The following is a 21,652-nucleotide window of genomic DNA, read 5'->3' on the forward strand; positions in this document are numbered from 1 at the left end:
GCCGGGTCACCGGCAGGGGGGTCGGCTTTGCCGCGCGCACCGATATAGGCAACACTGATGTTGTGAAAACGGATCGGACACCCGACGCGACCCTCGTGTCGCACGACCCTGCCTGCGGGCACGGGCCGGATGTCGGTGTGCCGTCCTCCGGTGAGGGACGCACCCGGGCCGCGGTGGCCCGCCTGCTCATGGAGCAGGGCCCGGTGACCGCGGCGTCGGTCGCGACCGAGCTGGAGCTCTCCGGCCCGGCCGTGCGCCGGCACCTCGACGCGATGATCGCCGACGGCGAGGCGGACACCCGCCGCCCGTCGGTGACGACGCGTCCGCGGGGCCGTGGCCGTCCGGCCAAGGAGTACGTCCTCACCGATGCGGGTCGTGTGCGGTTCGGGCACGGCTACGACGACCTCGCCTCCTCGGCGCTGAGGTTCCTGGCCGAGCAGGCCGGGACCGACGCCGTCGACGCGTTCGCACGCAAGCGGGTCAACGACCTGCTGGGTGCCGACCGCGCCGAGATCACCGCCCCGGACGCCCCCGAGGAGCGTGCCGACGCACTGGCCAGGGTCCTGTCGGCCCGTGGCTACGCTGCGCAGGCGCGACATGGGGGACGCGGGGTGCAGTTGTGCCAGCACCACTGCCCGGTGGCGCACGTCGCCGCCGAGTTCCCGGAGCTCTGCGAGGCCGAGACGAAGGCCTTCGCCGAGCTGCTGGGGACGCACGTGCAGCGGCTGGCCACCATTGCCCGCGGCGACGCCGCGTGCACCACACACGTACCGCTCGACGATCCCGAACTCTTCGGGCGGTCACGGGAGAGAGATAGAAAGGCGCCGCTCATCTCCGGCGCCACCACGATGCAAGAAGAAGAGAGCCCCGTCGCAGACGGGTCAATCTCCCACCACGGTCCCCGAGAGGGAGGCAGTCCGAATGACCGCCACTCATGATGTGAAGCCAGAGCTCACCCAGGAAGAGACGATCGCGACGCTCGGCCGCTACGAGTTCGGCTGGTCCGACTCGGACGTCGCCGGCTCGACCGCGCGCCGCGGCCTCTCCTCCGAGGTCGTCGCGAACATCTCCCAGCTCAAGAGCGAGCCGGAGTGGATGCTCGAGTTCCGCCAGAAGGCGCTCGACATCTTCGGTCGCAAGCCGATGCCGCGGTGGGGTTCCGACCTGTCGGGCATCGACTTCGACAACATCAAGTACTTCGTGCGCTCCTCGGAGAAGCAGGCCGCCACCTGGGACGACCTGCCCGAGGACATCAAGAACACCTACGACAAGCTGGGCATCCCCGAGGCCGAGAAGGCCCGCCTGGTGTCCGGTGTCGCGGCCCAGTACGAGTCCGAGGTCGTCTACCACTCGATCCGTGCGGACCTCGAGGAGCAGGGCGTCATCTTCCTCGACACCGACACGGCGTTGAAGGAGCACCCGGAGCTGTTCAAGGAGTACTTCGGCTCGGTGATCCCGTCCGGGGACAACAAGTTCTCCGCGCTGAACTCCGCGGTGTGGTCCGGCGGCTCGTTCATCTACGTGCCGAAGGGCGTGCACGTGGACATCCCGCTGCAGGCCTACTTCCGGATCAACACCGAGAACATGGGCCAGTTCGAGCGGACGCTGATCATCGTCGACGAGGGTGCCTACGTGCACTACGTCGAGGGCTGCACGGCGCCGATCTACAAGTCGGACTCGCTGCACTCGGCCGTCGTCGAGATCGTTGTGAAGAAGGGCGGCCGCTGCCGCTACACGACCATCCAGAACTGGTCGAACAACGTCTACAACCTGGTCACCAAGCGCGCCAAGGCCGAGGAGGGCGCGACCATGGAGTGGGTCGACGGCAACCTCGGCTCCAAGGTGACCATGAAGTACCCGGCCGTCTGGCTGATGGGCGAGCACGCCAAGGGCGAGGTCCTCTCGATCGCGTTCGCGGGCGAGGGCCAGCACCAGGACGCCGGCGCGAAGATGGTCCACATGGCGCCGAACACGTCGTCGACGATCATCTCGAAGTCGGTGGCCCGGGGCGGTGGGCGTACGTCCTACCGCGGCCTGGTCCAGGTCAACGCGCGGGCGAAGAACTCGCGTTCGACGGTGAAGTGCGACGCGCTGCTGGTCGACACGATCAGCCGCAGCGACACCTACCCGTACGTGGACGTGCGCACCGACGACGTGTCGATGGGTCACGAGGCCACGGTGTCCAAGGTCAGCGAGGACCAGCTCTTCTACCTGATGAGCCGCGGTCTGACCGAGGACGAGGCCATGGCGATGGTCGTGCGCGGGTTCGTCGAGCCCATCGCACGTGAGCTGCCCATGGAGTACGCGCTGGAACTGAACCGGCTCATCGAGCTGCAGATGGAGGGCTCTGTCGGATGACCACCGAAGTTTCTGGTCTGGCACCCGAGCTGAAGAGTGCGAAAGAGGGCCAGGGTGAGGTCCCGATCGCCTCGGCCGGCGAGCGGTTCCAGTCGTTCGACGTGAACGCGTTCGAGGTTCCCGGCGGCCGCGAGGAGAACTGGCGCTTCACCCCGATGCGTCGTCTCCGCGGCCTGCACGACGGCACGGCCCCGTTCGACGGCACCGCCGCCATCTCGGTTCCCGAGGTGGCGGGGGTGACCGTCGAGACGGTCGGCCGCGACGACAAGCGGCTCGGTGAGGCCGGAGTGCCCGCCGACCGCGTCGCCGCGGCCGCCTGGTCGGCCTTCCGCGAGGCGACCGTGGTGACGCTCGACGGCAACCCGGACCCGGTGACGGTCACCGTCGAGGGCCCCGGGGCCGGCGTCACCGCCGTGTCGCACCTGCACATCCGCACCACCCCGAACACCGAGGCCACCGTCGTGGTGGTCCGGCAGGGGAGCGGCGCGCTGGCCGACAACCTGGAGGTCGTGCTGGCCGACGCCTCGAAGCTGACGCTGGTCGTCACCGAGGAGTGGGCCGACGACGCCGTGCACGTGGGCGCCGAGCACCTGTCGATCGGTAAGGACGCGACGCTGCGCGGCACCGCGGTGCAGCTCGGCGGCGACCTGGTGCGGGTCAGCTCGACCATTCGGTACGCGGCTCCCGGCGGCGACGCCGAGCTGCTCGGCCTCGGTTTCGCCGACGGGGGGCAGCACCTGGAGCAGCGCCTGCTGGTCGACCACGCGCAGCCGAACTGCACGTCGAACGTGTTCTACAAGAACGCGCTGCAGACCAACGACGCGAACGACCCCGCGCACACGGTCTGGATCGGCGACGTGCTGATCCGGGCGGCGGCGGAGCAGACGCGGACGTTCGAGTTCAACCGGAACCTGGTGCTCACCGAGCACGCCCGTGCCGACTCGGTCCCGAACCTGGAGATCGAGACCGGCGAGATCGCCGGCGCCGGGCACGCCAGCACCACCGGTCGCTTCGACGACGAGCAGCTGTTCTACCTGCAGAGCCGGGGCATCCCGGAGAAGGACGCCCGCCGGCTGGTCGTGCGCGCGTTCTTCCACGAGATCCTGCACAAGATCCAGTTGCCCGAGCTGCGCGAGCGCCTGGAAGAGGCCGTCGAGGCCGAGCTCGCCGTCACCGGCGTCTGAGTTCCCCCGGGCCTCCCACCACACTTTCGACGAACGACGGAGCGACGAGTACATGTCCACCTTGGAGATCAAGGACCTGCACGCCTCGGTGACCACCGAGGACGGGCCGAAGGAGATCCTGCGCGGGGTCAACCTCACGATTCGCGCCGGCGAGACCCACGCGATCATGGGCCCGAACGGGTCCGGCAAGTCGACGCTGGCCTACGCCATCGCCGGGCACCCGAAGTACACGACCACCTCGGGCGAGGTGCTCCTCGACGGCGAGAACGTCCTCGAGATGAGCGTCGACGAGCGGGCGCGGGCCGGGCTGTTCCTGGCCATGCAGTACCCGGTCGAGGTCCCCGGCGTGTCGATGGCGAACTTCCTGCGCAGCGCGGCCACCGCGACGCGCGGCGAGGCGCCGAAGCTGCGCACCTGGGTCAAGGAGGTGAAGTCCGCGATGACCGATCTCGACATCGACGCGGAGTTCGCCGACCGCTCGGTCAACGAGGGCTTCTCCGGCGGTGAGAAGAAGCGCCACGAGGTGCTCCAGCTCGCGCTGCTGAACCCGAAGATCGCCGTCCTCGACGAGACCGACTCCGGCCTCGACGTCGACGCGCTGCGCGTGGTCTCCGAGGGGATCAACCGTTACCGCGAGAGCGGTGAGAACGGTGTCCTGCTGATCACGCACTACACGCGGATCCTGAACCACATCAAGCCGGACAAGGTGCACGTGTTCGCCGGCGGCAAGATCGTCGAGTCCGGCGGTCCCGAGCTGGCCGACGAGCTCGAGGCGAACGGCTACGTGCGCTTCACCGGCGCCGAGGCCGCCTCGGTCGAGTCCGGGCTGGCGAACGCACGATGACCGCGGTGTCGGCGCCCCGCGTCGGCGCCGGATCGTCCGGGTCCGGTCTCGACGTCGCGCGCATCCGGGAGGACTTCCCGATCCTCGGGCGCACCGTGCGCGAGGACCGGCCCCTGGTCTACCTGGACTCCGGGGCCACCTCGCAGCGGCCGCGCCAGGTGCTCGACGCCGAGCGTGAGTTCCTGGAGAACCACAACGCGGCCGTGCACCGCGGTGCGCACCAGCTCGCCGAGGAGGCCACCGACGCCTACGAGTCCGCCCGCGAGCGGATCGCGGCGTTCGTCGGCGCGACGAGCGACGAGGTGGTGTTCGTCAAGAACGCGACCGAGGGCATCAACCTGGTCGCGTACGCGTTCGGCAACGCCTCGGTCCGCACCGGGCTGAGCGCGGAGTCGGAGCGGTTCGCCCTGAGCCCCGGTGACGAGATCGTGGTCACCGAGCTGGAGCACCACGCGAACCTGGTGCCGTGGCAGGAGCTGTGCCGGCGTACCGGCGCGGTCCTGCGCTGGTACTCGGTCACCGACGACGGCCGGATCGACCTCGACTCGCTCGAGCTCACCGACCGGACGAAGATCGTCGCGTTCACCCACCAGTCGAACGTGACCGGAGCCGTCGCCCCCGTCGAAGAGCTCGTGCGGCGGGCGCAGGCGGTCGGTGCGCTGACGCTGCTCGACGCGTGCCAGTCGGTGCCGCACATGCCGGTCGACCTGCACGCGCTGGGCGTCGACTACGCGGTGTTCTCCGGGCACAAGATGCTCGGGCCGTCGGGTGTCGGCGTGCTGTGGGGCCGTTCCGAGCTGCTGGAGGCCATGCCTCCGTTCCTCACCGGCGGCTCGATGATCGAGATGGTGCACATGGAGGGGTCGACCTACGCCCCGCCGCCGCAGCGTTTCGAGGCCGGTGTGCCGATGACGTCGCAGGCCGTGGGCCTGGGCGCGGCCGTGGACTACCTGCGGCTGATCGGCATGGACGCCGTCGCGGCGCACGAGGCCGAGCTGACCCGGGTCGCGCTGGACTCCCTGCGCGAGGTCCCCGGCGTCCGTCTCGTCGGCCCGGACAGCACCGAGGCGCGCGGGGGAGCGGTCTCCTTCGTCGTCGACGAGGTGCACGCGCACGACCTCGGGCAGGTCCTCGACGACCGCGGCATCGCGATCCGGGTGGGGCACCACTGCGCGTGGCCGCTGCACCGCAAGTACGGGATCGTGGCGACCGCGCGCGCGTCGTTCGCGGTGTACAACACGGTGGACGAGGCCGCCCAGCTCGCCGACGGGATCCGGGCGGCTCAGGACTTCTTCGGGGTGGGTCGGTAGATGCAACTGCAGCAGATGTACCAGGAGATCATCCTGGACCACTACCGGTCGCCGCACGGCTCCGGCCTGCGTGAGCCCTACGACGCCGAGACGCACCACGTGAACCCCACGTGCGGCGACGAGGTGACGTTGCGGGTCAAGCTGGACGAGACCCACAGCATCGTCAGCGACGTCTCGTACGACACCCTCGGCTGCTCGATCAGCCAGGCGTCGGTGTCGGTGCTCAACGACCTGGTCGTCGGGCGCAGCGTCGCCGACTCGATGCGGATCCTGGACGCGTTCCAGGAGATGGCGCAGAGTCGCGGGAAGGTCGAGCCGGACGAGGACGTGCTCGGCGACGGCGTCGCCTTCGCGGGCGTCGCGAAGTACCCGGCCCGGGTGAAGTGCGCTCTACTGGGCTGGATGGCGTTCAAGGACGCGGTGAGCCGTACGCCCGCCGAGATCGTGCCGAGCGCGCAGAAGCAGGACCAGAAGGGGACTTCCGGATGAGCGAGACCACGCAGGACACGCCGGCCGTCACGGCCGAGGACGAGGTGGTGCGCGGCGCCGCCGGGATGCCCGAGCCGCCCGCCGCGGCCGAGGGCGGCCCGTCGCAGGACGAGCTGGAGGAGGCGATGAAGGACGTCGTCGACCCCGAGCTCGGGATCAACGTCGTCGACCTCGGTCTCGTCTACGGGCTGGGCGTCGAGGGGAAGACCGCGGTCATCGACATGACGCTGACGTCGGCGGCCTGCCCGCTGACCGACGTGATCGAGGAGCAGACCCGCTCCGCGCTCACCGCCGACGGCATGGTCGAGGACATCCGGATCAACTGGGTCTGGATGCCGCCGTGGGGCCCGGAGAAGATCACCGAGGACGGCCGCGAGCAGCTGCGCGCCCTCGGCTTCCGCGTCTGACGCAGGCCACTCCGCACGACACGAGCCGGATCCCCGACACCGGGGACCCGGCTCGTCGTGTGTGCGGGCCCGGTCAGGCGAAGTGCGCCTCCCCGATCCGGGCCTCGAGCCCGGTCACCCCGGAGGTGTCGACGCCGAAGACCGTCTCCAGGGTCTCCAGAACCCGCGACGGGGTGTCCAGCTCGCTCGGCTCGGCGCGCCCGTCCGGGTGGCGGACGGTGAACCGGCGCCCGTCGAGGGTCCATCGGCGGCCGTGGGCCGAGCGGGCCGCGGTCAGGCCGTTGCGGAAGCCCGAGTCCGGGTGGTGGGCGGTGAAGAACGAGCCCATCACGAAGTCGACGTCCGGGACCGGGACGAGGTCGAACACGTACTGGGTGCGCCAGTCGCCCGAGCCGCGGCGTTGCAGCCACCAGACGCCGTCGTCGTCGCGGCGGTAGCGGTAGGTCCCGTGCACCGTCGGCTGCTCGACGTCGGCGGCCAGCCGCAGTGGGGCGAACGGGACGGTGCCGCCGAACCCGACGTCGGCCGTCCAGGGTTCGCCGTCGATGTCGACCAGGGTCAGCCGGTGCGAGCGGTGGGTGGACGGCGCGTCGTCGTCGAGGCCGAGCCGGACCCGCCCGACCAGCGGGGTGACCCGGTAGCCGAGGTCGTCGAGCACGTCGTGCAGCAGGCGGTTGTGCTCGAAGCACCATCCGCCGCGCCGGCCGTGCACGAGCTTGCGCTCGATCCCGTCGCGGGTGGTCGGCGGTTCGGTCCCGGTGAACGGGTCCAGGTTCTCGAAGGCGATCGCCGTGATGTGCGCCTGCACGATCCCGGTCAGGGTGTCGGCGTCGGGCTGCCCCGGCGTGACACCGATCCGCTCCAGGTAGGGGGCGAGGTCGGTCCGTACGGAGGTCATACCGGCAGCCTGGCCCCTGGAGCGGGGTTGAGGTCAAGCACGTTCCCGGGGTGGTCCTGCGGGGCCCTCAGCCCTCTCGTGCGGCCCGCAGCGCCCACGCCTTGAGGTGGGCGTAGCCGCGGGTGTTCTGCGACGGCAGGCGTCGCAGCTCGTAGCGCGGGTCGTCGGAGAGCACGTCGGCGACCTCCCGGTCGACGAGGACGGTGTCCGGCCGCGCCTGTGACGTCAGGCGCGCGGCGAGGTTGACGACCTCGCCGTAGACGTCGCCATAGCGGGTCAGCACCATGCCGTGGGCGAGACCGATCCGCAGCTGCGGCAGCGACGGCTCGGAGCGCACCCGGTCGCGCAGGCCGAGTGCGATCGCGGCGGCGTCGGCGGGGTGCTCGGTGACGAACAGGACCTCGTCGCCGACGGTCTTGATGATCCGCCCGCGGCCGTTCGCGATCACCTCGGTGGTGACGACGGCGAAGCGCTCGATCATCTCCCCGAGCTCGTCCATCGAACGGCGCCGGGTGGTGCGGGTGAACCCGACCATGTCGGCGAACCCGACCGAGAGCGGCCAGGTGTCGGCCGCGATCGTGTCCGGATCGGACTGCTGGACGCCGGCGATGAAGCGCGAGGCGGTCGCGGCGAGGTGGCGGCGCCACACGTAGGACTGCATCTGCTCGAGCTCGGGCAGGACCTCGGCGGCCAGGCGGGCGGCACCGCGCGGGTGCAGCTCGTCGACGTGCGCGGCCACGATCTGCGCCAGCATCCCGACCTGCCACTCGGCCAGGCGCGACATCGACTGCGCCACCGCGCGGGCGACGGCCTCGCGGACCCCGGCGTCGGGCAGCCACTGGCTGCTCATCGCCGCGACGGTCTTCGCGGCCTCGACGTCGAGCCGGGTGTAGACGCGCTCGTCGGGCCCGGAGTCGGGGAAGCCGAGCGAGCGCCAGAGGCGGTGCGCCTCCTCGGGGTCGAGCTCCGCGGCGGCGATCACCTCGTCGCGGGTGAACTCCCGGGGCGCGCCGAGGATGTACTCGTCGAGGACCGACTCGTCGAGGTCGCTCCAGTTGACCGACGCCAGGTCGATCCCGGCGCCGGCCTCGGGCGGGACGTCACCGGGCAAGGGTTCGCGCGGTCCCGGTGCGTCACCGGGACCGTCGCGGTCCTCGCCCCGTCCGGCCACCGCTCAGCTGGTGTGCACGACGAGCACGTCGACGCCGGCGCGCCGGGTCGCGTCCGCGGGCACGGAGCCGAGCAGGCGCCCGGACAGGGTGTTGAGGCCCTTGTTGCCGACGACGAGCAGGTCGGCGTTGTGGTCCTTGACGGCCTTGCGCAGCACGTCCATCGGGGCGCCGTCCTCGGCGTGCGTGCTGACCTTGCGCGCACCGGCCTTGGTCGCCCGGTCCGAGGCCTCGCGCAGCGCCTCCTCGGCCGGGGTCCAGCCGACGACGAGGTAGGACTCCTCCTTGAGGGCGTCCTGCGCCGCGGACGTGTCCTCGCGGCTGGTCGGGGTGTAGGCCGAGACGATCACGAGCTGGGCGTCGCTGTCGGCGGCGACGCCGGCCGCGCGGTCGACGGCGGCGTACGAGGTCGCGGAGCCGTCGGTACCGACGACGACGGTGCGGTAAGCGGGCATGGGGAGCCTCCGTGTGGGGAGCACGAGCCCGGGCGCGGGGCCGGGGCGCTCTGCGCTGAGTGCCCAGAAGTTACTACGGGTAGTTCGGGCGCACTCCACCGACACCACCGAAATCACTCGTCCAGGGTGACCAGTCGGCTGGGCCGGACAGCGGAACGAAGCATGCGCAGTCGGACGGGGGCGGTCGCGGTCAGCGACAGCGCGCCCATCGCCCGCACGGTCCCGGCGAGGTCGTCGCGCCCGGAGAGGAAGGCGGCGCGGTCGCGTTGCGGGAGACGGAAGAACGCGTCGAAGAACGCCGGGACGAGGCCGGGGGGAAGGTCGAGCACCGTGCGCAGGCCGAGGTGACGCAGGCGGTGCACGGTCCGGGCCGGAGCGGGCCAGAGCACCGCGGCCGCCGCGGTCGTCGCGGCGGTGGGGGAGCCGGGCAGGTGGGCGGCCAGGGCGTCGGCGACGGCCGGGGCGAGCGTCAGCGCGGTCGCGACGCTGAACCCGCTGGCCGGGTGCACCAGCGGCGTAGCGGCGCCGAACGCGACCGGGTGCGCGGGGGCACGCGGCTCGTCGACCGGGAAACGGACCTTCTCGACGGGCGCGCCGTCGGGGACCCGCACGCCGTGCCGGAGCAGCCGGGTGTGCAGACGACCGCGCAGCTCGGACAGGGGCAGCCCCGGGCGCCGGGCCAGGGAGGTCTCCTCCAGCAGCACCGTCCCGTCGCCGTAGGGGACGGCGTAGAGGAACGTCGGCCAGCCGGTGTGCCCGTGGTGGGCGCGCCAGTCCATGAACACCGCCTCGCCCGGGCCCACCAGCGGTGCCGCCACCGCCTCCGGGACGACGACGCCGTACGCGGTCTGCTCGACCGCCGGCCCCGGCCGGGACGGACGCAGCGTGCTCGGTGCACCGGTGGCGTCGACGACCACGCCCGCGGTCAGAACCCGCCCGTCGGCGAGGGTGACGGTGTGGGCCGGCTGCGCATCGACCTCGTGCACGCGTCCGGCGAGGACCCGGACCTCGCCCAGTCCGGCGTCGAGGTGCGCCCGCAGGCCGGCGGTGTCGAGCACCAGGTAGGTGCCCTCCACCGTGTGCTCGCCGGTCCCGAACATGCGGGCGCGCGACCGGGAGCCGATCGCGGAGTCCGGCACGCCCGGCGGCAGGTCGGCGGCCCACGCGCCGTAGGTGTTGCGCCACGGCCGATCCGGGGCCGGGTCGACCAGCGTGGTGCGCAGCCCGCGTGCCGCACACTCTCCGGCGAGCGCCCGCCCCGCGGGGCCGCCCCCGAGCACGACGACGTCGGCGGACCCCGACGCCGGGCCGGCCGGTCCGCCGCGGTCCGGTTCCGCACGCGAGATGCGCGTCATCGCTGCCCGATCCGCGCCGCAGCGCCATGGAGCGCCTCTCGCATGCACGGGAGACCCCGGGCACCGGTGAGGTCCGGGGAGGGGCCCGGTGATCGGCGGAGGGGTCCCGGTACGGGCCGTCGACGGCCTCGATCGGTACCGGACCGCCGATCACCGCCCTCCGGCACGGTCATCCGTGACGGCCGGCGGCGAGCGAGCCGCCGTCGATCCGGATCGTGTCCCCGGTGATCCAGCTCGCCGCGTCGGAGACCAGGAACCCGACGGCCGCGGCGACGTCGGCCGGCACGCCGAGGCGTCGCATCGGGTAGCCGTTCGCGACGCCCTGCTCGTCGTGGGCGTAGAGCGCCTCGGCGAAGCGGGTCTTGACCACCGCCGGGGCCACCGCGTTGACCCGGATCCTCGGGCCGAGCTGCCCGGCCAGCTCCTCGGTGAGCCGGATCAGCGCCGCCTTGGACGCGCCGTAGGCCCCGATGACGCCGGTGGAGCGGATCCCGCCGACCGAGGCGACGTTCACGACCGACCCGCCGGCCGAGCCCATCCCGGCCCGGTACGCCTCCTGCACGAACCCCAGGGCGGCGACCACGTTCACGTCGAAGATCTTGCGGACGGCGTCGAGGTCGGCGTCGACGAGCGGCCCGTACTGCGGGTTGATCCCGGCGTTGTTGACCAGGATCGCGATGTTCCCGAACCGCTCGACGGTCGCCCGCACGGCCTCGGTGCGGTGCGCGGCGTCCCCGGCGTTGCCCGCCACGCCGAGCACCCGCTCCGGCGCCCCGGCCTCCTCGCCGAGCGCGGCGACCGCGGCATCGAGCTCGGGGACCTTGCGGCCGGTGATCGTGACGGACGCGCCGCGCGCGAGCAGCTCGGCAGCGATGCCGTACCCGATGCCGCGGCTGGCGCCGGTGACGAGAGCGGCCCGGCCCACGAGGTCGGCCGGCGGGGGGACGGGGGCGGTGACGTCGGTCATGACCGGGACCCTACGTTCGGAATACGGTCGACCCGGCCGGTAGCCTGATATGCGTGGTCCTGCTGGAGTAGGTGAGTGCGCGGCGTGGTGAGCACTGCTGTGCCCACGCCCGGCGCCCCCTGCCCGACGTTCTCGTCTCGACCACCCCCGTACTCCACTGTCTGGAGCTCTCTCGCGTGATCACCGCATCCGATATCGAACTGCGTGCCGGTTCCCGGATCCTTCTCTCCGGCGCGAACCTGCGCGTGCAGCCCGGCGACCGGATCGGCCTGGTCGGCCGCAACGGCGCGGGCAAGACGACGTCGATGCGCGTGCTGGCCGGTGAGGGCGAGCCCTACTCCGGCAAGATCATGTCGAACTCGCCGGTCGGCTATCTGCCGCAGGACCCGCGCGAGGGCGACCTGACGGTCACCGCCAAGGACCGCGTGCTCTCCGCCCGCGGGCTGGACGTGCTCCTGTCCAAGCTGGAGAAGGTCCAGACCGCGATGGCCGAGGTCGTCGACGAGAACGAGAACGACAAGCTGGTGCGCGAGTACGGCCGGCTCGAGGACCGCTTCTCCTCCCTGGGCGGGTACGCCGCGGAGAGCGAGGCCGCACGGATCTGCACCAACCTCGGCCTGCCCGAGCGGGTGCTCACCCAGCAGATCGAGACGCTCTCCGGTGGCCAGCGCCGCCGCGTGGAGCTGGCGCGCATCCTGTTCGCCGCCTCCGACGGCGGCTCGCAGAGTGCCACCACCCTGCTGCTCGACGAGCCCACGAACCACCTCGACGCCGACTCGATCACCTGGCTGCGCGGGTTCCTGCAGCAGCACGAGGGCGGGCTCGTGGTGATCAGCCACGACACCGAGCTGCTGGCCGCCGTCGTCAACAAGGTGTGGTTCCTCGACGCCATGCGCGGCGAGGCCGACCAGTACAACATGGACTGGAAGCGGTATCAGGAGGCGCGCGCGACGGACGAGAAGCGCCGCCGCCGCGAGCGCGCCAACGCCGAGAAGAAGGCCTCGCAGCTGCACACCCAGGCGTTGAAGATGGGCGCCAAGGCCACCAAGGCGGTCGCGGCCAAGAACATGGCCCGCCGCGCCGACGAGCTGCTCTCCGGTCTCGAGCCCGAGCAGCAGGCCGACCGGGTCGCCAAGATCCGCTTCCCGGACCCCGCCTCGTGCGGCAAGACCCCGATGACGGCGGAGGGCCTGTCGAAGGCCTACGGGTCGCTGGAGGTCTTCACCGGCGTCGACCTCGCGGTGGACCGCGGCGCCAAGGTGGTCGTGCTGGGCCTCAACGGTGCCGGGAAGACGACGTTGCTGCGCCTGCTGGGTGGCACCGAGGCCCCGGACTCCGGTCGGATGGTGCCCGGTCACGGCCTCCGCACGGGCTACTTCGCCCAGGAGCACGACACCCTCGACATGGACGCCTCGGTCTGGGAGAACATCCGGCACGCCTCTCCGGACACCGACGCCCAGCGCCTGCGCACCGTGCTCGGCACGTTCATGTTCTCCGGGGAGCAGCTCGAGCAGCCGGCCGGGACGCTGTCCGGCGGCGAGCGAACGCGTCTCGCACTGGCCGGTCTGGTCTCCAGCGCCGCGAACGTCCTGCTGCTCGACGAGCCCACGAACAACCTGGACCCGGCCAGCCGCGAGCAGGTGCTCGACGCGCTGCGCCGCTTCACCGGCGCGGTCGTCCTGGTCACGCACGACCCGGGCGCGGTGGAGGCCCTGGAGCCGGACAAGGTGATCGTGCTCCCGGACGGCACCGAGGACCACTGGTCCGCCGAGTACCTGGAACTCGTGCAGCTGGCCTGACGGTGCCCGGCCGCTCGTCGGCCGGACGGCGCATGATCGTCTCGTCACTCGATCGGACTACGAACCGATCGTGCGTGTGTGCACGAAAGTCGTCGGACTCTCGATCACGACCCGGTATCTCTCCGATCGGGTGATCGTTTTCTGACGCCGTGTAGAGCAATTCCTCCGCCGTCCACCGACGTGGATGATCCATTCGGCGGAACCGTTCACCGATCGCGTTCTCGCCGTCCTGGCCAGAATTCCTCAACTGGATCATCATTGCCGGATCGTCACGCCTCTCGTGACGATCCGCGGGGGCATCCGCGGCGGGGATGAGGAGGGCCAGTGGCCGATCTGAAGAAGGGCGCCCGGATCACCGGGACGCAACGGGGCAAACTCGCCGCCGATCTGAAGAAGAAGTACGAGAAGGGCGCGAGCATTCGTTCCCTCGCCGAGCAGACCGGGCGTTCGTACGGATTCGTGCACCGGGTGCTGAGTGAGACCGGTGTGACGTTGCGCGGGCGCGGTGGCGCGACGCGCACGAAGAAGAAGTAGCTCGACACCACCACGCATCGCCGTCCCGGGCCGACGTACGGCCCGGGACCCGGTGCGCAGGGGCGACTCCCGCCCCGGCCGGCACCCCCCGGACCCCGGGTCGCCGGTCACGGTGCATCGCGCGCCGAGCATCCGTGCGCGACGTAACGTGGTAGCTCGCCGTCCACCACCGGCGAGGGGAGTTCGATGGATCGCCAGCTCACCATGCTGCGCGGGGTCATCCGCGGTGCCGAGAGCCCGCGGTCGATCACGCCGGGCACCTGGCCGCGGATCCTGCGGTTCGTGGCGCCCTACCGCCGCTGGCTGATCTCGTTCCTGGCCCTGACCACGGTCACCGCGGTGATCGGTGTCGCGACGCCGGTGCTTGCCGGCCGCGTCGTCAACAACATCGTCGACGCCGGGCAGATCCCGGACGCCGGCCGCGTCGTGATCATCCTCGCCCTGGGCATCGCGGGGATGGCGATCCTGGAGGCCGTCGTCGGGCTGGCCGGGCGATGGTTCTCCTCGCGGCTCGGCGAGAGCCTGATCGAGGATCTCCGCGTCGCCGTGTTCAGCCACGTCCAGGCGATGCCGCTGGCGTTCTTCTCCCGCACCCGCACCGGCGCACTGGTGAGCCGGCTCAACAACGACGTGATCGGCGCCCAGACCGCGATCACCGGCACGTTGTCCACGGTGCTGTCGAACTCGATCCAGCTCGTGCTCGCCGTCGCGGTGATGATCGGGCTGGCCTGGCAGGTCACGGTCCTGGCGATCCTGCTCCTGCCGATCTTCGTGCTGCCGGCGCGGCGGATGGGCAACTGGATCGCCGAGCTGCGCCGCGAGGCCGCGGACCTCAACGCGGCCATGGGCAACCAGATGACCGAGCGGTTCTCCGCCCCCGGCGCGACGCTGGTCAAGCTGTTCGGCGACCCGGCCGCGGAGGCCGTCGTGTTCCGGGCACAGGTCGCGAAGGTGCGCGACATCGGCGTCCGGTCGGCGATGGTGTCGCGGATCTTCGTGACGGCGCTGTCGCTGGTCTCCGCTCTGGCCCAGGCCCTGATCTACGGCTTCGGCGGCTACCTCGCGGTGACCGGCCAGATCCCGGCCGGCACCGTGGTGGCCCTCGGCCTGCTGCTGACCCGGCTCTACACGCCGATGACGGCGCTGGCCAACGCCCGCGTCGACGTGATGACGGCGCTGGTCGCGTTCGAGCGCGTCTTCGAGGTGCTCGACCTGAAGCCCAACATCACCGAGCGCCCGGACGCGAAGGACCTCCCGGACGGCCCGATCGGCGTCCGTCTGCGCGACGTGCACTTCACCTACCCCAGCGCCGAGGACGTCTCGCTCGCCTCGCTGGAGGAGGTCGCCGTCCTCGACCAGCGGACCAACGTCGAGGTGCTGCACGGCGTCGACCTCGAGGTCGGGCCCGGGCAGCTGCTCGCGCTGGTCGGGACGTCCGGCGCCGGCAAGTCCACGTTGGCCACCCTCGTCCCACGGCTCTACGACGTGGACTCCGGCGCGATCGAGCTGGCCGGCACCGACGTCCGTGACCTGAGGTTCTCGGCGATCCGCGGTGCGGTCGGGATGGTCACCCAGGACGGGCACCTCTTCCACGACACGATCTCCGAGAACCTGGGCTACGCCGCGCCGGGCTCGACCGAGGACGAGATGCGCGACGCCCTGCGCCGGGCGCGGCTCGGGGACCTGCTCGACGCGCTGCCGGACGGGCTCGACACCGTCGTCGGGGAGCGGGGCTACCGTCTGTCCGGCGGCGAGCGCCAGCGCCTGACGATCGCGCGCCTGCTGCTCGCGAAGCCGCGGGTGGTGATCCTCGACGAGGCCACCGCGCACCTGGACTCCGAGTCCGAGGCCGCCGTCCAGGACGCGCTGGGGGAGGCGCTGGTCGGGCGGACGGCGATCGTGATCGCGCACCGCCTGTCCACCGTGCGGGCCGCGGACAGGATCGCCGTCATCGAGGCGGGACGGGTCGCCGAGAGCGGCACGCACGAGGAGCTGCTCGCCGCTGAAGGCCGCTACGCCCGGCTCTACCGCACGCAGTTCGCTCCCGACGACGCCCGCTCACGGCAGGGCGGGGTGGCCGCGACCCTCTGACCTCCGCGGCCCTCTGACCTCCGCGGCGTGAGGTGTCCCGGGACACGGTGCCGTGGCGCCACCGATGGTTGTACCGTCCTAACGGTTGCCGACAGGCATGGATGTCGAGGAGGGGGCCGGTGCCGGACCTGGACCGCCGCGGACGGCTCGTCGTCCTCGCCATCTGCTGCTGCAGCCTGTTCGTCGTGGGGATGGACGTCACGATCGTCAACCTGGCGCTGCCGGCGATCGGCCGTGACCTCGACGCCGGGTTCTCCGGCCTGCAGTGGACGATCGACGCCTACACGCTCGTCCTGGCGAGCCTGCTGGTGCCGGCCGGGTCGACGGCCGACCGTGTCGGGCGCCGGAAGGTGTTCCGGATCGGTCTCGTGCTGCTGGGCTCGGTGACGTTCGGGATCATCGAGTCCCCGACGCACGGTCTCGTCTCGCCGTGATCGTCGGCATGGCGGTGCCGGCCCTGGCCGCCGGGACGGCGCTCGGGGTGGCGGTGCTGGGCGCGCTCGTCACCGCGACCATCGTCGGGCCGGTGGCCACCGGGTTCGTCGACGCCGCCCGGGTCTCCTGGGTCGTCATGTGCGGGTGCGGGCTGCTGGTCGTCGTCCTCGCGCTCGTCACGACGGGGCGCTGGGCGCGCGGCACGGCCGAGCGGCTCGCCGTGCTGTTCGACGTCGACGTCCCGGCCCCGGTCGCCACCGCGCGCTGAACCCGCCCCACCCGGGCCCGGCCGTCGATCGGAACGACGTCCGTACGGGTGACGTCGGGAGGCGTCCCGGCGCGCGGTGGCGTCAGGGGAGAGCGCGACCGGCGCAGCGGTACTCGCTGGGGGAGACCCCGTAGGCGGTGCGGAACGCCCGGCTGAAGGCGGCGAGGTCGGTGAAGCCGTAGCGCCGGGCGACGTGCGTGATCGACGCGTCGGCCAGGCGGCGGTCGCCCAGATCACGACGGGCGTGCTCCAGGCGGGAGCGGCGGATCCGCCGGGTCACCGACTCGCCGGTCTCGGCATAGAGCCGGTGCAGCTGCCGAGGGGAGATGAAGAGCGCCGCCGCGATCGAGGCCGGACCGAGGTCGGGGTCGTCGAGACGGGCGGCGATGTGGAGCTCGATCTGCTCGCGCAGCTCCGCGCGGGAGCGTTCGCTCGCGGCCACCGGTGCACCGGCGGTCCGCTCGCCGGCGAGCGTGACGACCAGGCCGCCGACCTCGTCGGCGAGGCGGACGGCACCCGGGGCGCTCAGCGGCGGCGGGCTCGTCACCAGGTCGCGCAGCACCCCGCCGACTATCGCACCCAGGCCCGAGCGACCGTCCAGCCGCCGCGCGGTGGCGGCTGCGGACTCGGACGCGGCCAGGTCGAGGGTGTCCCGCGGCCAGGTGAAGACCTGCAGCACCCAGTCCCCGCCGAACGACCAGCAGAACGGCCGTCCGGTTTCGTAGAGTGCCATGTCACCGGGGTGCAGCACGGTGCTCCGGCCGTCCTGCTCGAGCGAGGCGGTACCCCGGGCGAGCATCCCCACCTGCAGGTACTCCCGGTGGTCGTGGCCGGCGAGCTGCGGGGTCCGCCGGCAGGTCTGGGCGACCGAGCCGACCTCGGAGACCTGGAGGTGGGCCAGGGTCGTGCTCCGGGCCGTCCCGGCGAACGAGGCCGCGCGGCTGCGGTCGGGAGCCACGTCGAGGGCGACGAAGTCGTGACGCAGCGTCTCACGCCACTCGTCATAGCGGCGGGTGGAGCGCTCCACCGGCTCGGAGCCCGGGGCGAGGACCACTGCCGTGCACCCCCGTCCCGGATCCGATTTCGCCCAGCGTTCACAGCCCGGTCGTACGACGTCAAGGGACGATCGCGTTACGGCGGGACGGTCCCCTCACCTACGGCCCCTCGGGCCCCTCCGGTTCCGATCTGCGGTGATCGCCGTTCCCGGCACTGCTCGCCAACAACCCGGCACGCGGTGACAAGCCCTGCGGCCGCGTGACCGCGACGATGAGCCGGGACGGCCCCGGACCCCGGTCGGCCCGACCTCGCCGCACCGTGCCCATGCCCGGGCCCGGATGCGGTGTACCCCGGCGCCGATCCGCCGGGCCGGACCTCCTCGCCGGCCCGTCAGCGATCGGCCCCGGCCCGGACGCCGTTCTCGACCACGTCGAGGACGGCGTCCAGGTCGCCGGCCGGCAGACCCATCGCCAGGTGCGAGACCAGGCCCTCCAGCACGAGCTCCAGGTACTGCGCGAGCACCGCGACCGGCACGTCGTCGCGCAGCGCCCCGGCCGCGGCCTGGCGTTCCAGACGCTGGCGGGTGGCGGCGGTCAGCGCCGCCGAGTGCGCCTGCCAGCGGCCGCGGAACTCCGGGTCGGTGCGCAGCCGGCGGGAGACCTCCAGGCGGGTCCCGAGCCAGCTGCGGTCCGTCGCCGCCCCGTCCGACGGGGTCCCGCCGTTCCCCGGCCCGTCCTCCGGGGCACCGCGGTCCGCGGCGCGAGCGGTGTCGAGGAGCTCGCGCATGACCTGGACCAGTCCCTGCTCGGCGACGACGTCGGCCATCCGCCGCGCGTCCTCCTCGGCCAGGGCCAGGAACAGGGCCTCCTTGTCCCGGAAGTAGTGGAAGATCGCGCCGCGGGACAGGCCGGTGGAGGTCTCCAGCCGCCGGACCGTGGCCCCCTCGTAGCCGTGGTCGGCGAAGCACCGGCGCGCCCCGTCGAGGATCTGCCGGCGCCGCGCGGCGAGCTGATCGGTACTGACGCGGGGCATGCCGCCGAGTATTCCGTACGCGCGTCGTCCATGTCCCCGGACGACGGTCCACCGGAAGCACCGGAGCGGTGCGGGGGCGGCGACGAGGCGCGGTATGCCCGTTGTGCCGCAGCGCAAGGGCCGTCCGGTGCGCATCCTCACGGCGTGAGCTTCGTTCAGCGGACTGCGATTGTCAGGGGGCAGGGGTAGCGTTTTCCCCCGTGACAGGAGAAGCGGGAGACGCCGCGGCTCGGGACGACGCCGGACCCGGTGTCCTGCGCAGCCGTGCGGAGGCCGAGGCGTACGTGGCCTCGGTCTGCTTCAAGCACGGACCGCCCCGGCTGGTCGGTGTGGAACTGGAATGGATGCTCTACCGTCCCGAGACCCCGGACGCACCGGTCGACGTCGACACGCTGCGCGCCGCTCTCGGCCCGCACGCCCCGAAGTCCCTCGACCCGTCTTCTCCCGCTCTTCCTCTTCCCGGTGGCTGCGACGTGACCGTCGAGCCCGGGGGCCAGATCGAGATCGCCGGTCCGCCGCTGCCGGACCTGGGCTCGCTGCTGCGCGACGTCACCCGCGACGCCGACCGGCTGCACGCCCTGCTCGCCGCGAAGGGCCTGCGCCCGCACGCCCGCGCCGCGGACCCGGTCCGCCCGGCGCGGCGGCTGCTGGACTTGCCGCGCTACCGCGCGATGGAGTGCGCGTTCGACCGCGTCGGCCCGCACGGGCGCAGCGGCATGTGCTCGACGTCGTCGGTGCAGGTGTGCCTGGACGCGGGCACCGTGGAGTCGGCCCCGCAGCGCTGGGACGCCCTGCACGCGCTCGGACCGGTGCTGGTGGCGGCGTTCGCGAACTCCCCGGTACTGCACGGCCGCGTCACCGGCTGGAAGTCCTCCCGGATGGCGTCCTGGCTGAGCCTGGACCCGCTGCGCACCGCACCGCCGCCGGTGTCGGACGACCCGGCCCGGACGTGGGCGGAGCGGGTCGTGTCCACCCCGTTGCTGTGCGTCCGTTCCGAGGGCAGCTGGGAGGTCCCGCCGCAGGTCACGTTCGCGGACTGGATCGACGGCGCCGGCCGCGGCCGATTCGACGGCGTCCTGTCGCGTCCGCCGACCACCACGGACCTGGACTACCACGTCTCCACGATGTTCCCACCGGTCCGCCCGCACGGGCACCTCGAGGTCCGCTACGTCGACGGGCAGGACGGCCGCGACTGGGCACTGCCCACCGCGCTGCTGCTCGCGCTCACCTCGGACTCCGGTGCGCTGGACCGCGCACGGGAGGCGTGCGAACCGGTGCGCGACCACTGGGTCACCGCCAGCCGCGACGCCCTGGCCGACCCGGCGCTCGCCCGCGCCGCCGCGACGGTGTTCACGCTGGCCTGCGAGGTCCTGCGCCGGTCCGCCGACGCGGGCCGGGGCACCGGTCTCGCGTGGGGGCCCTCCGAGCTCGTCGCACGGCTGGAGGAGGTCACCGAGCAGCGAGTTCTGCGCGGGCGATGTCCGGCCGACGACCCGTCACCGCTGGAGACCGGCGCCCCCGGGGTCGGTGCCCCGGAGACGCCGTTCCCGGCCGGGCTCTACCGCCCCGCCCCCGCGCCGCCCCGTCCGGAGCACGGCCGCCCCGACGGCACGTCCCCGGCCGCGACCGCACGACCGCACGTCGAAGAAGGAGCGCGCTAGATGACCGACGCTGTCACCCGGACCCCGGCGACGGACGAGCCGGGCACGCCCCGCCTCGCGGCGCCGCGACCCGGCGAGGACGCAGAGACGCTGCGCACCCGGGTCGCCGGCCTGCTGGAGCGTTCGCGCGCCCGCAGCGCGGTGCTGACCGACGTCGACGAGGCCGAGCTGACCACCCAGCACTCGCCGCTGATGTCGCCGCTGGTCTGGGACCTGGCCCACATCGGCAGCCAGGAGGAGCTCTGGCTGGTCCGAGACGTCGGCGGCCGCGAGCCGCTGCGCCCGGAGATCGACGGGCTCTACGACGCGTTCCAGCACAGCCGCTCCAGCCGCGTCGAACTGCCGCTGCTGACGCCGTCCGAGGCGCGCACCTACGTGGCCGAGGTCCGGGACAAGGCGCTCGACGCGCTGGGCGCTAGCCCGCTGCGGGGCCGCCGCCTGGAGAACGACGCGTTCGCGTTCGGGATGATCGTGCAGCACGAGCAGCAGCACGACGAGACGATGCTGGCCACCCACCAGCTGCGCACCGGGTCCCCCCTGCTGCACGCCCCGGCCCCGCCGCGCCGGAGCACCCCGCTCGGCCCGGCCGAGGTGCTGGTCCCCGGCGGGGCGTTCACCCAGGGCACCTCGACCGAGCCGTGGGCGCTGGACAACGAGCGTCCGGCGCACGTCGTGGACGTCCCGGCGTTCGTCATCGACACCTACCCGGTGACGAACGGGCGGTACGCCGAGTTCGTCGACGCCGGCGGCTACGACGACCCGCGGTACTGGACCGAGCGCGGCTGGGCGTACGTCCGCGAGGCCGGTCTGGCCGCCCCGCAGTTCTGGCAGCGCGACGCCGGCGGCGACTGGCTGCGGCGCCGCTTCGGCGCCGTCGAGCCGATCGTGACCGACGAGCCGGTCGTGCACGTGACGTTCCACGAGGCCCAGGCGTTCGCGCGCTGGTCGGGCAAGCGTCTGCCGACCGAGGCCGAGTGGGAGAAGGCGGCCCGGTTCGATCCGGCCACCGGCCGCTCGCGCCGCTACCCGTGGGGCGACGACGAGCCCACCCACCTGCACGCCAATCTCGACCAGCGCCACCTGCAGCCGGCCCCGGTCGGTGCCTACCCGGCCGGCGCGTCCGCGCTCGGGGTGCACCAGATGATCGGTGACGTCTGGGAGTGGTGCGACTCCGGCTGGCACCCCTACCCGGGCTTCGAGATGTTCCCGTACCCGGAGTACTCCGAGGTCTTCTTCGGCGGCGACTACGCGGTCCTGCGCGGCGGGTCGTTCGGCACCGACGCCTCGGCGATCCGGACGACGTTCCGCAACTGGGACCACCCGATCCGCCGGCAGATCTTCTCCGGCATCCGGCTGGCCCGCGACGTACGCCCGTCCGACCAGCAGGGGGCGTAACCGCC

Annotated in this window: 21 protein-coding genes; 14 read left to right on the top strand and 7 right to left on the bottom strand. The window is 72.5% G+C overall.

Annotation, left to right across the window (positions count from 1 at the left end; genetic code table 11):
* Positions 1-62 precede the first annotated feature (62 nt).
* Genes EV383_RS15535 through EV383_RS15565 form a run of 7 tightly spaced genes read left to right on the top strand, consistent with a single transcriptional unit; the run spans position 63 to position 6,592 of the window.
* A complete protein-coding gene (locus EV383_RS15535; protein WP_479725234.1) occupies positions 63-938 on the top strand; it encodes a helix-turn-helix transcriptional regulator in 876 nt (291 codons plus the stop codon).
* Positions 922-2,358 (top strand): Fe-S cluster assembly protein SufB, encoded by a 1,437-nt coding sequence (gene sufB / locus EV383_RS15540; protein ID WP_130290576.1) that lies wholly within the window; start codon positions 922-924, stop codon positions 2,356-2,358. The genes EV383_RS15535 and sufB overlap by 17 nt, the downstream gene beginning before the upstream one ends.
* Positions 2,355-3,542 (top strand): Fe-S cluster assembly protein SufD, encoded by a 1,188-nt coding sequence (gene sufD, locus EV383_RS15545; protein WP_130290577.1) that lies wholly within the window; start codon positions 2,355-2,357, stop codon positions 3,540-3,542. Before sufB ends, sufD begins: the two co-directional genes overlap by 4 nt.
* A 52-nt stretch (positions 3,543-3,594) precedes the next feature.
* Positions 3,595-4,386 (top strand): Fe-S cluster assembly ATPase SufC, encoded by a 792-nt coding sequence (sufC, locus tag EV383_RS15550; RefSeq protein WP_130290578.1) that lies wholly within the window; start codon positions 3,595-3,597, stop codon positions 4,384-4,386.
* Positions 4,383-5,696 carry a cysteine desulfurase gene (locus EV383_RS15555; protein WP_130290579.1) on the top strand — a complete coding sequence of 438 codons (1,314 nt, stop codon included), beginning with the start codon at positions 4,383-4,385 and terminating at the stop codon, positions 5,694-5,696. The genes sufC and EV383_RS15555 overlap by 4 nt, the downstream gene beginning before the upstream one ends.
* On the top strand, positions 5,697-6,185 hold the full coding sequence (sufU, locus tag EV383_RS15560) for a Fe-S cluster assembly sulfur transfer protein SufU (protein WP_130290580.1): 489 nt from the start codon (positions 5,697-5,699) through the stop codon (positions 6,183-6,185).
* Complete coding sequence (locus EV383_RS15565; RefSeq protein ID WP_130290581.1) at positions 6,182-6,592, top strand: metal-sulfur cluster assembly factor; 411 nt, start codon at positions 6,182-6,184, stop codon at positions 6,590-6,592. Before sufU ends, EV383_RS15565 begins: the two co-directional genes overlap by 4 nt.
* A 73-nt stretch (positions 6,593-6,665) precedes the next feature.
* Here the strand turns inward: EV383_RS15565 and EV383_RS15570 are convergent, their stop codons facing one another.
* The 5 genes from EV383_RS15570 to EV383_RS15590 all read right to left on the bottom strand — a co-directional run bounded on the left by EV383_RS15570 (position 6,666) and on the right by EV383_RS15590 (position 11,436).
* Positions 6,666-7,490 (bottom strand): arylamine N-acetyltransferase family protein, encoded by an 825-nt coding sequence (locus EV383_RS15570; protein ID WP_130290582.1) that lies wholly within the window; start codon positions 7,488-7,490, stop codon positions 6,666-6,668.
* A 67-nt stretch (positions 7,491-7,557) separates the two neighbouring features.
* Positions 7,558-8,661 carry an adenylate/guanylate cyclase domain-containing protein gene (locus EV383_RS15575; RefSeq protein WP_242623120.1) on the bottom strand — a complete coding sequence of 368 codons (1,104 nt, stop codon included), beginning with the start codon at positions 8,659-8,661 and terminating at the stop codon, positions 7,558-7,560.
* 3 nt (positions 8,662-8,664) lie between these two features.
* Complete coding sequence (locus tag EV383_RS15580; RefSeq protein WP_130290583.1) at positions 8,665-9,114, bottom strand: universal stress protein; 450 nt, start codon at positions 9,112-9,114, stop codon at positions 8,665-8,667.
* Positions 9,115-9,227: 113 nt separating this feature from the next.
* Positions 9,228-10,469: a lycopene cyclase family protein gene (locus EV383_RS15585; RefSeq protein ID WP_130290584.1), complete on the bottom strand. Its 1,242-nt coding sequence runs from the start codon at positions 10,467-10,469 to the stop codon at positions 9,228-9,230.
* Positions 10,470-10,638: 169 nt separating this feature from the next.
* The gene (locus EV383_RS15590; RefSeq protein ID WP_130290585.1) at positions 10,639-11,436 is read right to left on the bottom strand and encodes an SDR family oxidoreductase; all 798 of its coding nucleotides are present in this window, start codon (positions 11,434-11,436) and stop codon (positions 10,639-10,641) included.
* A 176-nt stretch (positions 11,437-11,612) separates the two neighbouring features.
* Here EV383_RS15590 and EV383_RS15595 point away from each other — a divergent pair, with 176 nt between their 5' ends.
* From EV383_RS15595 to EV383_RS15615, 5 genes are all read left to right on the top strand, one after another.
* On the top strand, positions 11,613-13,235 hold the full coding sequence (locus EV383_RS15595) for an ABC-F family ATP-binding cassette domain-containing protein (RefSeq protein ID WP_130290586.1): 1,623 nt from the start codon (positions 11,613-11,615) through the stop codon (positions 13,233-13,235).
* 324 nt (positions 13,236-13,559) lie between these two features.
* Complete coding sequence (locus EV383_RS15600; protein ID WP_130290587.1) at positions 13,560-13,769, top strand: helix-turn-helix domain-containing protein; 210 nt, start codon at positions 13,560-13,562, stop codon at positions 13,767-13,769.
* Between the two features lie 186 nt (positions 13,770-13,955).
* Positions 13,956-15,860: an ABC transporter ATP-binding protein gene (locus EV383_RS15605; RefSeq protein WP_130290588.1), complete on the top strand. Its 1,905-nt coding sequence runs from the start codon at positions 13,956-13,958 to the stop codon at positions 15,858-15,860.
* 119 nt (positions 15,861-15,979) lie between these two features.
* The gene (locus EV383_RS15610; protein ID WP_130290589.1) at positions 15,980-16,294 is read left to right on the top strand and encodes an MFS transporter; all 315 of its coding nucleotides are present in this window, start codon (positions 15,980-15,982) and stop codon (positions 16,292-16,294) included.
* Positions 16,291-16,563, top strand: a complete 273-nt coding sequence (locus EV383_RS15615; protein ID WP_130290590.1) for a hypothetical protein — start codon at positions 16,291-16,293, stop codon at positions 16,561-16,563. The genes EV383_RS15610 and EV383_RS15615 overlap by 4 nt, the downstream gene beginning before the upstream one ends.
* Before the next feature lie 82 nt (positions 16,564-16,645).
* Here EV383_RS15615 and EV383_RS15620 read toward each other — a convergent pair whose 3' ends face one another.
* A complete protein-coding gene (locus EV383_RS15620) occupies positions 16,646-17,617 on the bottom strand; it encodes an AraC-like ligand-binding domain-containing protein (protein WP_130290591.1) in 972 nt (323 codons plus the stop codon).
* 332 nt (positions 17,618-17,949) lie between these two features.
* The gene (locus EV383_RS15625; protein ID WP_130290592.1) at positions 17,950-18,591 is read right to left on the bottom strand and encodes a TetR/AcrR family transcriptional regulator; all 642 of its coding nucleotides are present in this window, start codon (positions 18,589-18,591) and stop codon (positions 17,950-17,952) included.
* Between the two features lie 200 nt (positions 18,592-18,791).
* Between EV383_RS15625 and egtA the strand changes: the two genes are divergently transcribed.
* Together egtA and egtB are read left to right on the top strand one after the other, a co-directional pair.
* Positions 18,792-20,252 carry an ergothioneine biosynthesis glutamate--cysteine ligase EgtA gene (gene egtA / locus EV383_RS15630; RefSeq protein ID WP_242623121.1) on the top strand — a complete coding sequence of 487 codons (1,461 nt, stop codon included), beginning with the start codon at positions 18,792-18,794 and terminating at the stop codon, positions 20,250-20,252.
* Positions 20,253-21,647, top strand: a complete 1,395-nt coding sequence (gene egtB, locus EV383_RS15635) for an ergothioneine biosynthesis protein EgtB (RefSeq protein WP_130290593.1) — start codon at positions 20,253-20,255, stop codon at positions 21,645-21,647.
* Positions 21,648-21,652 lie beyond the last annotated feature (5 nt).

It is taken from the genome of Pseudonocardia sediminis (assembly GCF_004217185.1).
In the GTDB taxonomy this organism is placed as follows: domain Bacteria; phylum Actinomycetota; class Actinomycetes; order Mycobacteriales; family Pseudonocardiaceae; genus Pseudonocardia; species Pseudonocardia sediminis.